Source organism: Pantoea sp. Tr-811 (assembly GCF_011752535.1).
GTDB lineage: Bacteria > Pseudomonadota > Gammaproteobacteria > Pseudomonadales > Pseudomonadaceae > Aquipseudomonas.
Map to the genome: position 1 here is coordinate 422,377 of NZ_VWXJ01000003.1, position 13,926 is coordinate 436,302.

Sequence of the window (13,926 nt, forward strand, 5' to 3'; positions counted from 1 at the left end):
CCCGGTCGCCCACTGCCCCTACGTTTGAGTCGAGCGTGGCGCGTTGGAATTGTTCTGTTCGATCGCAGGGAATCCGGCCGTAAGGCCAATCGTTGGCCAACCGTTGCAAATGCAACGTTTGATCCAGATCAACGACTGTTAGGAAGCATAGTCCCGAATAGCCCGCCGGGCCGTGTGGTTGAATGCCGCGTGACCGGTTGCCCCACCCCCTTTCACAGAGCGTGAAAAAGTGCCGACTTGGGCAAACAGTAACCACTTGTTACAAACAGATGATACGCTGCGCCCCCCTCTACTGCGCCGAGGCCAACAGGTTTCCGATGTCCGATTCCGCACCGCAGTTGTTGCGTCACCACCGCCCGTTCATCGCTTTCTGGCTGGCCCGGGTGTTCACCGCCAGCGGCTTCCAGATGCTCACAGTGGCCATTGGCTGGCACCTTTACCAGCTGACCGGCAACGTGCTCGACCTGGGCCTGGTCGGCCTGGTGGAGTTCGCCCCGCGGGTGTTGTTCATGCTGCACACCGGCCACGTGGCCGACCGCTACGACCGGCGCAAGGTGGCCGCCCTGTGCCAGACCCTGCAAGGCTTGATCGCCCTGGCGCTGGCCGTGGGCAGTGCCACCGACAACGTCAGCCGCGAGCTGATCTTCGCCCTGGCCTTCCTGCTTGGCGCCACCCGCTCGTTCGAGATGCCCGCCACCCAGGCGCTGCTGCCCAACGTGGTACCGACAGGCCTGTTCCCGCGGGCCGTGGCGGCCTCGGCTTCGGCAACCCAGTCGGCGACCATCGTCGCCCCGGCCGTGGGCGGTTTCCTGTATGCCTTCGGCAGCATCTGGGTGTATGGCCCGACGGTGGTGCTGTACGCCATCGCCTGCCTGCTGATGCTCAGCCTCGACTCGCGCCAGCAAGTGCCCCAGCGTGGCCGCGCCAGCCTTGAGTCGCTGCTGGCGGGGATTCGCTTCATCCGCAGCCGCCCAGACATCCTCGGTGCCATCTCCCTGGACCTGTTCGCCGTGCTGCTGGGCGGCGCCACGGCGTTGCTGCCGGTGTTCGCCAAGGACATCCTGCTGACAGGCCCCTGGGGCCTGGGCCTGCTGCGCTCGGCGCCGGCGGTGGGGGCTTTGCTGATGTCGTTCTGGCTGGCGCGCTTCCCGGTGGAACGCAAGGTCGGCCGCACCATGTTCACCGCAGTGGGGCTGTTTGGCGTGGCGACCATCGCCTTCGGGTTGTCGACGTCGTTCTGGTTCTCGCTGGCGGTGCTGGTGGTGCTGGGCGCGGCCGACATGATCAGCATGGTGATTCGCGGGGCGTTCGTGCAACTGGAGACGCCGGACGAGATGCGCGGGCGGGTCAGTGCGGTGAACGGGCTGTTCATTGGCGCCTCGAACCAGTTGGGCGAATTCGAGTCCGGGGTGACGGCGCACTGGTTCGGCACGGTGCCGGCGGTGGTGCTGGGTGGCGTGGGCACGTTGGTGGTGACCGGGGTGTGGATAAGGCTGTTCCCGACATTGGCCAAGCGGGATCGGTTGCATAACGGGTGATCGACGTAAGCCTGTGCCGGCCTCTTCGCGGGGCAAGCCCGCTCCTACACTGTAGGAGCGGGCTTGCCCCGCGAAGAGGCCGGCACAGGTCAAGAAAACCCTTTCCCCAACGGCCATAGGCCCCCGCCAAGCATGCTGGTATGATGCGCGGCTTTTTTCCGCCCTACACAAAACCACGGCACCGGCTGCGGTGTGTGCTTTGCTGATGGGGTCGATACATTCACGGCGCGCGAGCGCCCTGGGGAGCGGGCATGCTGGAAAGGCTGTTTCAACTAAAAGCACACAACACCAACGTGCGCACCGAGATTCTTGCGGGCGTCACCACCTTCCTGGCCATGGCCTACATCCTGTTCGTCAACCCGAGCATCCTCGGCGAAACCGGCATGGACAAGGGCGCGATCTTCGTCGCCACCTGCCTGGCCGCGGCCATCGGCTCGACCACCATGGGCCTGATCGCCAACTACCCGATCGCCCTGGCACCGGGCATGGGCCTGAACGCCTTCTTCACCTACACCGTCGTGCTGCACATGGGCCACACCTGGCAAGTGGCGCTGGGTGCGGTATTCCTTTCGGCGGTGATGTTCTTCCTGCTGTCGATCTTCCGTATCCGCGAATGGATCGTGAACAGCATCCCGCTGCCGCTGCGCTCGGCGATTGCCGCCGGCATCGGCCTGTTCCTGGCGTTCATCGCCCTGCATAACGCGGGTATCGTCGTCGATAACCCGGCCACCCTGGTTGGCCTGGGCGACCTCAAGCAGCCGGCGCCGATCCTGGCCACCCTGGGCTTCTTCCTGATCGTCGGGCTCGAGTCGCTGAAAGTGCGCGGCGCGGTGCTGATCGGCATCCTGGCCGTGACCATCGCCGCTATCGTGATGGGCGTGACGCCGTTCGGCGGCGTGGTGTCGATGCCGCCATCGCTGGCCCCGACCTTCTTGCAGCTGGACATCAAGGGCGCCCTGGACGTAGGCCTGGTCAGCGTGATCTTTGCCTTCCTGTTCGTCGACCTGTTCGACAACTCCGGCACCCTGATTGGCGTGGCCAAGCGCGCCGGTTTGATGGGCAAGGACGGCCACATGCCGAAGATGGGCCGTGCGCTGATTGCCGACAGTACCGCCGCCATGGCCGGTTCCCTGCTGGGCACCTCGACCACCACCAGCTACATCGAGTCTGCTGCTGGCGTGAGCGCCGGTGGCCGCACTGGCCTTACCGCCATCGTGGTGGCCGTGCTGTTCCTGCTGGCACTGTTCTTCGCCCCGCTGGCCGGTAGCGTACCGGCCTTCGCCACCGCGCCGGCGCTGCTGTTCGTTGCCGTGCTGATGGCCTCGGGCCTTGCGGAAATCAACTGGGACGACGTCACCGAGGCCGCACCTGTGGTGGTGACGGCTCTGGCCATGCCGCTGACCTACTCGATCGCCAACGGCATCGCCTTCGGTTTCATTTCCTGGACCGCCGTCAAGCTGATCTCGGGGCGCCACCGCGACCTGAACCCGGCCCTGGTGATCCTTTCCATTCTGTTCGTCATCAAGCTGGGCTGGTTCAACGCATGAGTGCTGCCTTCGACCCCTCCTCCTACGACAGCCAGCTGGACGCCAAGGTCGCCCGGCTGCGCGAGCTGCTGGCGCCCTTCGGGGCGCCGGAGCCGGCCGTGTTCGACTCGCCACGCGAGCATTACCGCCTGCGCGCAGAGTTCCGCCTGTGGCGCGAGGACGGCCAGCGCCACTACGCGATGTTCGCCCCGGGCGAGAAGCACAAGGCGATCCTGATCGACGACTTCCCCATTGCCAGCCAGCGTATCAATGCCTTGATGCCACGCCTGAAGGCGGCCTGGCAGGCCAGCGAGGCACTGGGCAACCGCCTGTTCCAGGTGGAATTCCTCACCACCTTGGCGGGTGATGCAATGGTCACGCTGTGCTATCACCGCCCGCTGGACGACGCCTGGGAAGTGGCCGCGCGCCAGCTGGCCACGGACCTTGGCGTCAGCGTGATTGGCCGCTCCAAGGGCAAGCGCCTGGTGATTGGCCGCGACTACGCGGTGGAGCAGCTGAATGTCGCTGGCCGCGTGTTCAGCTACCGCCAGCCAGAGGGCGCGTTCACCCAGCCCAACGGCGCGGTGAACCAGAAGATGCTCGGCTGGGCCTTCGAGGCCATGGGCGAGCGTGAGGACGACCTGCTGGAGCTGTATTGCGGCAACGGCAACTTCACCCTGCCGCTGGCCACCCGCGCGCGCCAGGTGCTGGCCACCGAAATCAGCAAGACCTCGGTAAACGCAGCCCTCAGCAACCTCGACGAGAACGCTGTGGATAACGTGCGCCTGGTGCGCCTGTCGGCCGAAGAGCTGACCCAGGCGCTGAACGAGGTGCGGCCGTTCCGCAGGCTCGAAGGCATCGACCTGAAAAGCTACGATTTCGGCACCGTGTTCGTCGACCCGCCGCGCGCCGGCATGGACCCGGACACCTGCGAGCTGACCCGCCGTTTCGAGCGTATCCTGTACATCTCGTGCAACCCCGAAACGCTGGCGCAGAACATCGCGCAACTGCAAGATACCCACCGTATCGAACGCTGCGCGCTGTTCGACCAATTCCCGTACACCCACCACATGGAAAGCGGGGTGCTGCTGGTTCGGCGCTGATCCATGCTGCAGCGGGGCCCCACCGGCTCCGCTGCAAGCTGCCAGGAGATTCGTGCCGTTGGACCAGTTCAGTGCCATGCAAGCCTTTCGCCGGGTCGTCGACCTCGGCAGTTTCAGCGCCGCCGCCAGCCAGGCAGGCGTTTCTCATACCGTGCTGTCCCGCCAGGTCAAGCAACTGGAGCAGCAGTTGGGCACGCAGCTACTCACCCGCACCACCCGCCGCCTGCACCTGACCGAGGCTGGGGCCTTGTTCTACCGCCACTGCGCGCAAATCCTCGACCAGATGCAGGCAATGGCGTTGGAGCTGTCCGAGCACCAGCAACAACCCACTGGCACCTTGCGCCTGGGGGTAGCCACCGCGTTTGGTGAACTGGAACTGGGCCGCTGGCTGCCGGACTTCGTCGAACGCCACCCGCAGCTGCATATCGAGCTGCACTGCAGCGACCGTTTCGTCGATCTGCTGGAGGAGGAGATCGACGTCTGCCTGCGGGTTACCGACGCTCTGCCGGACTCAAGCCTGGTGGCACGGCGCCTGGCCAGCAGTGAGGTGGTGCTGGTGGCCGCCCCGGGCTACCTCGAACGCCATGGCGCCCCTGCCACACCTGACGACCTGGCCAGCCACGCCCTGCTCGGCTACAGCCAGCTGCTGCACCCGCAGCGCCTGCTGCTGAGCGGCGCCGCTGGCGAGCAGCGCGATATCCTGATGCCAAGGCGCCTGAGCGCCAACTCGCCCATGGCCCTGCGCGCTGCCGCCATTGGTGCGCTGGGCATCGCCAGCTTCGACCGTTTCATCGTGCACGATGCCCTGCAGGACGGGCGCCTGGTGCCGGTGCTGGAAAGCTGGGCGCTGCCACCGCGCAGCCTGTATGCGGTTTATCCACAGAGCCGATACCTGGCCCCCAAGGTCAGGGCATTGCTCGACTACGTGCAGGCCTATTACTCAACGCCGAGGTGGTGATTTGTGCATTTTTCGCACAGGTCATGGCTGGATAAGCCAGTATTTGTGCACTGATTGTTTGGATAGCCTGCGTTGACAGTCACTCAACGAAGGAGCTCCATCATGAAAATCCTGCACGCAATTCTCGCAGCCCTGGCAATCGCTGGCGTGGCGGCCGGTGTCACCGCCGCGGAAAAAACCATTTCCGTCACCGATAGCGCAGCCCTGAAGTGGCAGGACGTGCCGGGCACCAAGGGCGCCGTCAGCTATGCCAATGTCGAGGGCGATATCTTCGGCAAGGGGCCGTATTCGGCCTATGTGAAATTCCGCAAGGGCACCGATAACGGCCTGCACCAGCACACCCAGGTGCTGCCCACGGTGGTGCTCAAGGGCACGTTCTACGCGGTGATCGATGGCAAGCGCAGCGAGTACCCGGCGGGGTCCTACTACAAGCTGCCTGCGGACCTGGTGCATGAGAGCGGCTGCACGGCCGCTGCGGATTGCCTGTTGTTTCAGTACCAGGCTGATGCGTTCGACCTCAAGCCCGTGAAAGGCTGAGAGGGATGGGGCCGCCTGGCGGCCCATCGCGGCCTGCGCTCGCGCCAACCGGGGGATGGTTGGGGCGAGCGCAGGTGTGAGTTAGAAGTCGAAGAACACCGTCTCCCCTTCCCCCTGAATACGGATATCGAAACGATAGGCCGTTTTCCCGTCCACTTCGCAACGCTTGGCGATCAAGGTTTCGCGGCGCTGCGGCTGTTCGATCAGGTTCAGCACCGGGCACTTGGCATTGGCCTGGGCCTCATCGTCGAAGTACAGGCGCGTGTGCAGGTGGATGTTGATGCCGCGGGCAAACAGGCTGATGTTGATGTGCGGCGCCATCGGCACGCCGGCGGCATTGTTCACCACACCCGGCTTGACCGTGTGCACGGTCCACTCGCCAGCATCGAAGGTGGTGGCGGTGCGGCCAAAGCTGTTGAAGGCGTTTTCCAGGTTGTAGTCATCCTGGTACTGGCCATTGGCGTCGGCCTGCCACAATTCCAGGAACGAATCGCGCACCAGGTGGCCGTTACCGTCGTACACCTGGCCGATCAGCAGAATCTGCTCGCCCGTCGCGTCCGGCTTGGCCATGCGGTTCCAGATTTCCTGGTCGCGGGTGGGGTTGCCGGCCGCTTCCAGGGCCAGGCCGATGTGCACGTAGGGGCCGGCGGTCTGCGAGGGGGTTTCCGGCAGCAGTTCGATTGGCATGGCGGGGTCCTCAGCAGTTCTCGAAGTGGGTCTTGCGCTGGCCGCGCAGCACGATGTCGAAGCGGTACGCCAGGCAGTCCATCGGGTTGGCGTTGCTCATGTCGAGCTTGGCGATCAACTGCTGCACGGCTTCGGGGTTGGCGATCGACTTGACGATCGGGCACAGCGGGATCAGCGGGTCACCTTCGAAGTACAGCTGGGTGATCAGCTTGGTGGCGATCGACGGGCCGCTGATGCCGAAGTGGATGTGCGCCGGGCGCCAGTCGTTCGGGCCGTTGCGCCATGGGTACGGGCCCGGCTTGATGGTGCGGAAGCTGTAGTAGCCGTCGCGGTCGGTCAGGCAGCGGCCAACACCACCGAAGTTCGGGTCCAGCGGTGCCAGGTAGCGGTCGTTCTTGTGGCGATAGCGCCCGCCCGCGTTGGCTTGCCACATTTCCACCAGGGTGTTGGGCACCGGGTTGCCGTACTGGTCGACCACACGGCCAGCAACGATGATGCGCTCGCCGACCGGCAGGCCACCGTTGTTGAAGTTCAGCAGCAGGTCATGGTCGTGGGCACCAAAGCCCAGGTGGGAAAAATTCGGGCCTGTGGTTTCGCTGATCGACTGTGGAATGCTCACCAGTGCCTGGCGCGGCGAGCGAGCAATCGAGGTCTTGTAGTCGGGCGTCAGGGCCTTGGGGTGCCAGTTGCGATCACGGATCACAAAGCGGCTGTTGTCCTGGGCAGGCATGCCGGTTTCCTCTCTTGGAATTATGAGAACGGCCTGTACAGTGCAGGCGGACTTGCAGTTTCGGATAGGTCGCGCGGGATGAATATTGAAATCAGCCGCCCCTTACATAACCAAATGGTTATGTACTACGCCCTTTGGTGGCGCTGATCTAATCTTTAACCTCATGTTTCACGTTTCCGGGAGCACTTCATGGAATGGCGAAAAGGCCGGCGCAGCGACAATGTGGTCGATGCCCGAGGCGAAGGTGGTGGCGGCGGTGGCATGCGCTTTGGCGGTGGCAAAGGGCTTGGCCTGGGGGCGATCCTGCTGATCGTCGGCATCGGCTGGCTGACCGGGCAGGACCCGTTGCAGATCCTTGGCCAGCTCACCGGGCAGATGGAACAACAGCAGCAACGTGCAGCGCCCAGCGGCGCTGGCGGCAATGCGCCGCCGGCCAACGACGAGCAGGCACAGTTCGTCGCCTCGATCCTGGGCGACACCGAAGACACCTGGAAGGCGCTGTTCGCCCAGGCCGGCAAGCAATACCGCGACCCCAAGCTGGTGCTGTTCAGCGGCCAGGTGAGTTCGGCCTGCGGCTTTGCCACGGCGGCGGTCGGGCCGTTCTACTGCCCGGCAGACCAGCGGGTGTACCTGGACATGGCGTTCTTCCGCGAAATGGAAACACGCTTCGCCGCCGCCGGTGACTTCGCCCAGGCCTACGTGATCGCCCACGAAATCGGCCACCATGTACAGACCCTGCTGGGAGTGCCGGCGAAGATCGATGCCGCGCAGCGCAGTGGCCAGCGCCTGAAGGGCGACAACGGCCTGCTGGTGCGCCAGGAGCTGCAAGCCGACTGCCTGGCCGGGGTGTGGGCCTACCAGGCGCAAAAGCGCCTGAACTGGCTGGAGCCTGGGGATATCGAAGAAGCGCTGAACGCGGCCAATGCCATCGGCGATGACCGGCTGCAGCAACAGAGCCAGGGGCGCGTGGTGCCCGATTCGTTCACCCATGGCACCTCGGCGCAGCGGGTGCACTGGTTCAAGGCTGGGTTTGCCAATGGCAATGTGAACAGCTGCGATACCTTTGGGGCGCGTAGCCTTTGAATGTGTAGGGGGGCCGCGTTGCGGCCCATCGCGAGCTGCGCTCGCTCCTACCGGAAGCGTATCCCCCCTGTAGGAGCGAGCGCAGCTCGCGATGGGCTTTTTACAAATCACCTGCAAAAGCGTTTCAGCTTTCCGCTCCCCGTGCCGATAACTGCTGCACGAATCAGCAGGCCCCAGAAGAACAACGCCCTGCGATCGAAGATCAAGTGAGCGAACGAATTTTCTGGAGAGCGTGCATGAACAGCTGGTTTGCCAATATCAGCGTCAACCTCAAACTCGGCCTGGGCTTCGGCCTGGTGCTGGTGCTTACCGGCCTGCTGGCCCTGACCGGCTGGACCAGCCTGGGCAGCCTCATCGACCGCAGCAACTGGATGGGCGACATCGGCCAGCTCAACAAAGACCTGACCGACCTGCGCGTCGCGCGCCTGCAATACATGATCGCCAATGGCGACGATACCGCAGCAGCCAACACCCAGGCCAAGCTCGATGCCTTCAGCAAACAGCAGCAATACCTGGTCAGCACCTTCACAAGCCCGGCCAACGTCGTGCTGCTCAAGGAGCTGGGGCAGACCATCGACCAGTACAAGGTGTCGCTGAGCAAGATGCGCGCCGGCTACAAGAACTCCCAAGCCGCCCGTGAGGCGATGAACGTGCTGGCGGCCAAGGCCGATGGCGCCATGGACACCCTGAGCCAGGACGTGATGTCGCGCCCTGAAGCCGACAGCGTGCGCCTGGCCCAGTACCAGCTGATCAGCAAGGCGCGCCAGCAACTGCTGCAAGTGCGCATCGACGTGCGCGGCTACATTGCCGACAACACCGCCGCCAACGAGCAAGCCGCGCTGCGCCAGCTCGACGCTGCCCTGGCGGAAATCGACAGCCTCAAGCGCCAGCTGCCGGCCGAAACCACCCAGGTGCAGCAGTTCGAGCAGTCGGTGTTGGCCTACCGCGATGCCGTGCGCCAATTCCGCGATGCGGTTGCCGAAATCACCACGGCGCGTGCGGAAATGACCGTGCAGGGCGCCGACATCGTCAAGCGCAGCGACGCGCTGTACAAGATCCAGCTGGAGCGCCGCGACGCCGAAAGCGCCCAGGCCCGCAGCCTGCAGATCATCGCCACGCTGCTGGCACTGCTGGCCGGGGTGATTGCCGCCGTGGTCATCACCCGCCAGATCACCCGCCCGCTGCACGATACCCTCAAGGCCGTGGAGCGCATTGCCAGTGGCGACCTGACCCACGACCTGCGCATCACCCGCCGCGACGAAATCGGTGTGTTGCAGCAAGGCATCGCGCGCATGGGCACCACCCTGCGCGAGCTGATCAGCGGTATCCGTGACGGCGTCACCCAGATCGCCAGCGCCGCCGAGGAACTGTCGGCGGTCACCGAGCAGACCAGCGCCGGTGCCAACAGCCAGAAAGTGGAAACCGACCAGGTGGCCACCGCCATGCATGAAATGGCCGCCACCGTGCAGGAAGTGGCGCGCAACGCCGAGCAGGCCTCCCATGCCGCCACCGGCGCCGACGAGCAAGCCCGCGCCGGTGACCGCGTGGTGGCCGAGGCGATCAGCCAGATCGAACGCCTGGCCGAGGAAGTGCAGCGTTCCACCGAGGCCATGAACCTGCTGCAGCAGGAAAGCCAGAAGATCGGCAGCGTCATGGACGTGATCAAGTCGGTGGCCGAGCAAACCAATCTGCTGGCGCTTAACGCCGCGATCGAAGCGGCCCGTGCCGGTGAAGCCGGCCGTGGCTTTGCCGTGGTCGCCGACGAAGTGCGCGGCCTGGCCCAGCGCACGCAGAAATCCACCGAGGAGATCGAGGAACTGGTGGCCGGCCTGCAGCACGGCACCCAGCAGGTGGCCAATGCCATGCAGGGCAGCCGCACCCTCACCGACAGCAGTGTGGAGCTGGCACGCAAGGCGGGCACCTCGCTGGAAAACATCACCAGCACGGTGTCGAGCATCCAGTCGATGAACCAGCAGATTGCCGCGGCGGCCGAGCAGCAAAGTGCGGTGGCGGAGGAGATCAGCCGCAGCATCCTCAACGTGCGCGATGTGTCGGAGCAGACGGCGGCGGCCAGTGATGAGACGGCGGCGTCCAGCGTGGAGCTGGCGCGTTTGGGCGGGCACCTGCAGACGTTGGTGAGCCAGTTCCGCGTCTGACCTGAAGCCCGCTCCCACAGGGCCAGCGCAACATTCAAACCCTGCGCCGTACCTCTGTAGGAGCGGGCTTGCCCCGCGAAAGTGCCAGCCAAGAGCTACTTGACGATCATCCCCACCCCACGCCCACGCGGATCGGAAGCGGTTTCAATTTTCCCCCCCTCCACCCGAATCGCCTGGATATCGCCCATCTCCCAGCCCTGGTCCTCCAGCACATACCCCATCTTCTTCAGCTCATCAGCCACTGGCCCGGTCAGCGGCGCATAGCTGTCGAAGTAAATGGTGTCCTTGGGCAGCAACTGGTGGTGTACCCGCTGCGCCGCCACGGCCTTCTCCAGCGGCATGCCGTAGTCGTACAGGTTGTTCATCACCTGGAAGATCGAGGTGAAGATCCGCGAACCGCCCGGTGTGCCGATCACCAGCTCGACCTTGCCATCGCGGGTCATCAGGCTCGGGCTCATCGACGACAGCATGCGTTTGCCCGGCGCGATGGCATTGGCATCACCGCCCACCACGCCAAAGGCGTTGGCCGTACCGGGCTTGGCGCTGAAATCGTCCATTTCGTCGTTGAGCAGGAAACCTGCGCCCTTCACCACCACGCCGCTGCCGTAGTCAAGGTTGAGGGTGTAGGTGTTGCTGACCGCGTTGCCCTGCTGGTCGACGATGGAGAAGTGCGTGGTTTGGTGCGGCTCCAGCCCAGGCTTGACCTGGTCGGTGGCGGAAATGGCTTTCGGGTTGACCTGGGCGGCGCGCTTGGCCAGGTAGTCCTTGGCCACCAGCTGGTCGACCGGCACCTTGGTGAAGGCCGGGTCGCCAAGGTAGTCGGCGCGGTCGGCGAACACCCGTTTTTCAATTTCGGCCAGCAGGTGGATGTATTGCGCCGAGTTGTGCGCCACGCCCTTGAAGTCAGCGGCGCGGTCTTCCTTGATGCCCAGCAGCTGGGCCAGGGCCACGCCGCCAGAGCTGGGTGGCGGTGCGGTGTAGACCACATTGCCGCGCCAGCTCAGGGCCATTGGCTCGCGCCACACGGCCTTGTAGTCCTTGAGGTCCTGCTTGCTGATCAGGCCCTTGTCGGCCTGCATCTGCGCCACCAGCAGGTCGGCGGTCTTGCCCTGGTAGAACTCGCTGACGCCCTTGTCGGCGATGCGTTCCAGGGTCTGCGCCAGCTCCGGCTGCTTGAACAGCTCGCCCACTTTCAGGGAACCGAAGTAGTCGTTGAAGTTGGTGGCGGTCTTGAACAGGCCCTGGGCATCGTTGCGGTACTGGTACTGCTTTTCAGCCACCTTGAAGCCGTTCTTGGCGTAGCCGATGGCCGGCGTCAGCAGCTCGCTCCAGGGCAGCTTGCCGAACTTGCGGTGGGCCTCCCACAGGCCCATCACCGTGCCGGGCACGCCTGCAGCGCGCACACCCACCAGGCTGAGGTTCTCGATCACCTCGCCCTTGGCGTCCAGGTACATGTTGCGGGTGGCTGCCTTGGGCGCCACTTCGCGGTAATCGAGGAAGTAGGCCTTGCCGTTGACGAACAAGGTCATGAAGCCACCACCGCCGATGTTGCCCGCCTCGGGGTAGGTCACCGCCAGGGTGAAGGCAGTGGCCACGGCAGCGTCCACCGCGTTACCCCCCTTTTTCAGGATATCGGCGGCAACCTGTGCACCATATTGATCGGGGGCGGCGACCGCGCCGCCCTCCAGCGTGGCGGCGAAGGTCGTGGAACAGCTCAGGAGCGCGGCGGCCAGGGCCAGGTACTGGAACGGGACAATACGCATGACACTTCCTTGGTGTTGTTTTTGTTGAGCAGTCAGTAAGGCCGAAGCGTTTCGACTGTGCAATCAACCAAGGGAAGTTTCGCCGCCTGTGGGCAGGCGCTGTCGCGTTCAGGCAACTCAGCAGGCGTACATCGCCAACTTGCGCTGGATGAAATCGAGAAAGCACTGGATGCGCAGGGCCAGTTGCGTGTTGCGGTAGTACACCGCATGGATGGGCTGGCGGTAGCCGTTGTTGGCTTCGCCCAGCAGCACCTGGAGGCGGCCGCTGCGGATGTCTTCGTGGGTCATGAAGTGCGACAGGCTGACGATGCCCTCCCCGGCAAGCGCCAGCTGGCGCAGGGTTTCGCCACTGGAGGCAAGCAGCGCCGGGCGAATGCTCCAGCGGTCGCCCTGGGCATGGCGCAGGGGCCACTGGTTGAGCGATTCCGGCTGGCTGAAACCCAGCAGGCAATGCTGGTTCAGGTCTTCGACCTGCTGCGGCGTGCCGTGTTGCTCAAGGTACGCCGGGCTTGCCAGCACCTGCACCGGGCTGCAGCCCAGGGCGCGTGCATGCAAGCTGGAGTCGGCCAGTTCACCGATGCGAATGGCAACGTCAGTGCTCTGCTCCAGCAAGTCGATAATCAGGTCGTCGGTGTTGAGTTCCAGCTCGATGCCGGGGTACTGGCGGCGAAACTCACCGATCCACGGCAAGATGGCATGCAGCATGAACGGCGCGGCGGCGTTGATGCGCAGGCGCCCGGACGGGGTCTGGCGGTTCATCGACAGGCGCTCTTCCATCTCGTCCATCTGTTCCAGCACCCGGCGCGCGCGTTCGAGGAAGAAGCGGCCCTCTTCGGTGAGGTCCATGCGCCGGGTGGTGCGGTTGACCAGGGTGGTGCCGAGCTTGGCCTCCAGGCGTGACAACGTGCGGCTGACGGCCGATGGGGTTTGGCCCATCAGCTCGGCGGCGGCGGAGATCGAACCGCAGTCGATGACGGCGACGAATACCTGGAGTTCTTCGGATCGGGTTTTCACGGCGGGGGCCTGTGAGGGGGTGTGGTGGGATTAGATAGCGGCTGGCGGTGCACGTCCAGTGGTAGCTGTACTGGCCTCTTCGCGGGGCAAGCCCGCTCCTACAAGGCCGTCGTATAGCCTGTAGGAGCGGGCTTGCCCCGCGAAAGGGCCGGTACAGGCAATAAATCACTCCGCCGTGCCAAACACCTTGTCCAGGTGCGCCTCATAGGCCGCCAAGGCTGCCGGCACATCGGGCCGCTTCATCACATCCACCGCCAGGAACGTCGGCAGCCCGGCCATGCCGAGGAACTGGTTGGCCTTGTGGAACGGGAAATACACCGCATCCACACCTTTGCCTTCGAAGAAATCACTCGGGTCGTCGAACGCCTGCTGCGGTGCGTTCCAGGTCAGCGACAACATGTATTGCTTGCCCTGCACCAGGCCGCCACTGCCGTACTTCTGCGAATGGTCCGAGCGGGTGCGGCCATCGTTGGCGTAGAGGCTACCGTGGCCGGCGGTGAACACATCGTCGACGTACTTCTTCACGGTCCACGGCGCGCCCATCCACCAACCCGGCATCTGGTAGATGATTACGTCGGCCCAGAGGAATTTCTCCACCTCGGCCTGGGCATCGTAGCCACCGTCGATGAAGGTCTGCTGCACGTCGTAGCCGGCGCGGTCCAGGTGGGCCAGCGCGGCGTCGTGCAGGGTCTGGTTCAAGCGCCCGTCGGAATGGGCGAACTGTTTGCCACCATTGAGCAGAAGGATCTTTTTCATGCTGGCCTCCCGGGCCGGGTCAAAAATTCAGGCCGGCAGGTTAGAGGCTCACGGGGGACGGGATACAGCCGGTGC

The 13,926-nt window shown here is 64.6% G+C and carries 12 protein-coding genes; 7 read left to right on the forward strand and 5 right to left on the reverse strand.

Annotated features, from left to right (window positions below):
- Positions 1 to 317: 317 nt before the first annotated feature.
- The 5 genes from F3J44_RS06940 (at position 318) to F3J44_RS06960 (ending at position 5,662) form a co-directional block, all read left to right on the forward strand.
- Positions 318 to 1,538 carry an MFS transporter gene (locus tag F3J44_RS06940; RefSeq protein ID WP_167271341.1) on the forward strand — a complete coding sequence of 407 codons (1,221 nt, stop codon included), beginning with the start codon at positions 318 to 320 and terminating at the stop codon, positions 1,536 to 1,538.
- 251 nt (positions 1,539 to 1,789) lie between these two features.
- Complete coding sequence (locus F3J44_RS06945) at positions 1,790 to 3,085, forward strand: NCS2 family permease (protein ID WP_167065888.1); 1,296 nt, start codon at positions 1,790 to 1,792, stop codon at positions 3,083 to 3,085.
- A complete protein-coding gene (gene trmA / locus F3J44_RS06950) occupies positions 3,082 to 4,167 on the forward strand; it encodes a tRNA (uridine(54)-C5)-methyltransferase TrmA (protein ID WP_167271343.1) in 1,086 nt (361 codons plus the stop codon). Before F3J44_RS06945 ends, trmA begins: the two co-directional genes overlap by 4 nt.
- Before the next feature lie 58 nt (positions 4,168 to 4,225).
- Positions 4,226 to 5,125 carry a LysR family transcriptional regulator gene (locus F3J44_RS06955; protein ID WP_167271345.1) on the forward strand — a complete coding sequence of 300 codons (900 nt, stop codon included), beginning with the start codon at positions 4,226 to 4,228 and terminating at the stop codon, positions 5,123 to 5,125.
- 102 nt (positions 5,126 to 5,227) lie between these two features.
- The gene (locus tag F3J44_RS06960; protein WP_167065897.1) at positions 5,228 to 5,662 is read left to right on the forward strand and encodes a cupin domain-containing protein; all 435 of its coding nucleotides are present in this window, start codon (positions 5,228 to 5,230) and stop codon (positions 5,660 to 5,662) included.
- A gap of 81 nt (positions 5,663 to 5,743) precedes the next feature.
- On the opposite strand, the gene pcaG is transcribed toward F3J44_RS06960, so the two are convergent.
- Both pcaG and pcaH read right to left on the reverse strand, forming a co-directional pair.
- Positions 5,744 to 6,349, reverse strand: a complete 606-nt coding sequence (gene pcaG, locus F3J44_RS06965) for a protocatechuate 3,4-dioxygenase subunit alpha (protein ID WP_167271347.1) — start codon at positions 6,347 to 6,349, stop codon at positions 5,744 to 5,746.
- 10 nt (positions 6,350 to 6,359) lie between these two features.
- Positions 6,360 to 7,079 (reverse strand): protocatechuate 3,4-dioxygenase subunit beta, encoded by a 720-nt coding sequence (gene pcaH / locus F3J44_RS06970; RefSeq protein WP_167065903.1) that lies wholly within the window; start codon positions 7,077 to 7,079, stop codon positions 6,360 to 6,362.
- A 189-nt stretch (positions 7,080 to 7,268) separates the two neighbouring features.
- On the opposite strand from pcaH, the gene F3J44_RS06975 reads away from it, so the two are divergent.
- Positions 7,269 to 8,162 carry a neutral zinc metallopeptidase gene (locus F3J44_RS06975; RefSeq protein ID WP_167065906.1) on the forward strand — a complete coding sequence of 298 codons (894 nt, stop codon included), beginning with the start codon at positions 7,269 to 7,271 and terminating at the stop codon, positions 8,160 to 8,162.
- Between the two features lie 236 nt (positions 8,163 to 8,398).
- Complete coding sequence (locus F3J44_RS06980; RefSeq protein ID WP_167271349.1) at positions 8,399 to 10,318, forward strand: methyl-accepting chemotaxis protein; 1,920 nt, start codon at positions 8,399 to 8,401, stop codon at positions 10,316 to 10,318.
- A gap of 95 nt (positions 10,319 to 10,413) precedes the next feature.
- On the opposite strand, the gene ggt is transcribed toward F3J44_RS06980, so the two are convergent.
- The 3 genes from ggt to F3J44_RS06995 all read right to left on the reverse strand — a co-directional run bounded on the left by ggt (position 10,414) and on the right by F3J44_RS06995 (position 13,851).
- On the reverse strand, positions 10,414 to 12,081 hold the full coding sequence (ggt, locus tag F3J44_RS06985; RefSeq protein ID WP_167271351.1) for a gamma-glutamyltransferase: 1,668 nt from the start codon (positions 12,079 to 12,081) through the stop codon (positions 10,414 to 10,416).
- Between the two features lie 117 nt (positions 12,082 to 12,198).
- Entirely contained in the window at positions 12,199 to 13,095 is an 897-nt protein-coding gene (locus F3J44_RS06990; RefSeq protein WP_167065915.1) for a LysR family transcriptional regulator, read from the reverse strand.
- A gap of 165 nt (positions 13,096 to 13,260) precedes the next feature.
- Complete coding sequence (locus F3J44_RS06995; RefSeq protein WP_167271354.1) at positions 13,261 to 13,851, reverse strand: NAD(P)H-dependent oxidoreductase; 591 nt, start codon at positions 13,849 to 13,851, stop codon at positions 13,261 to 13,263.
- Positions 13,852 to 13,926 lie beyond the last annotated feature (75 nt).

Excerpts from the sequence above, each read along its gene's own strand:
- trmA (WP_167271343.1), top strand. The coding sequence starts at position 3,082 with ATGAGTGCTGCCTTCGACCCCTCCTCCTACGACAGCCAGCTGGACGCC.
- F3J44_RS06975 (WP_167065906.1), top strand. The coding sequence starts at position 7,269 with ATGGAATGGCGAAAAGGCCGGCGCAGCGACAATGTGGTCGATGCCCGA.
- pcaH (WP_167065903.1), bottom strand. The coding sequence starts at position 7,079 with ATGCCTGCCCAGGACAACAGCCGCTTTGTGATCCGTGATCGCAACTGG.
- F3J44_RS06980 (WP_167271349.1), top strand. The coding sequence starts at position 8,399 with ATGAACAGCTGGTTTGCCAATATCAGCGTCAACCTCAAACTCGGCCTG.
- F3J44_RS06995 (WP_167271354.1), bottom strand. The coding sequence starts at position 13,851 with ATGAAAAAGATCCTTCTGCTCAATGGTGGCAAACAGTTCGCCCATTCC.
- F3J44_RS06960 (WP_167065897.1), top strand. The coding sequence starts at position 5,228 with ATGAAAATCCTGCACGCAATTCTCGCAGCCCTGGCAATCGCTGGCGTG.
- ggt (WP_167271351.1), bottom strand. The coding sequence starts at position 12,081 with ATGCGTATTGTCCCGTTCCAGTACCTGGCCCTGGCCGCCGCGCTCCTG.
- pcaG (WP_167271347.1), bottom strand. The coding sequence starts at position 6,349 with ATGCCAATCGAACTGCTGCCGGAAACCCCCTCGCAGACCGCCGGCCCC.
- F3J44_RS06945 (WP_167065888.1), top strand. The coding sequence starts at position 1,790 with ATGCTGGAAAGGCTGTTTCAACTAAAAGCACACAACACCAACGTGCGC.
- F3J44_RS06940 (WP_167271341.1), top strand. The coding sequence starts at position 318 with ATGTCCGATTCCGCACCGCAGTTGTTGCGTCACCACCGCCCGTTCATC.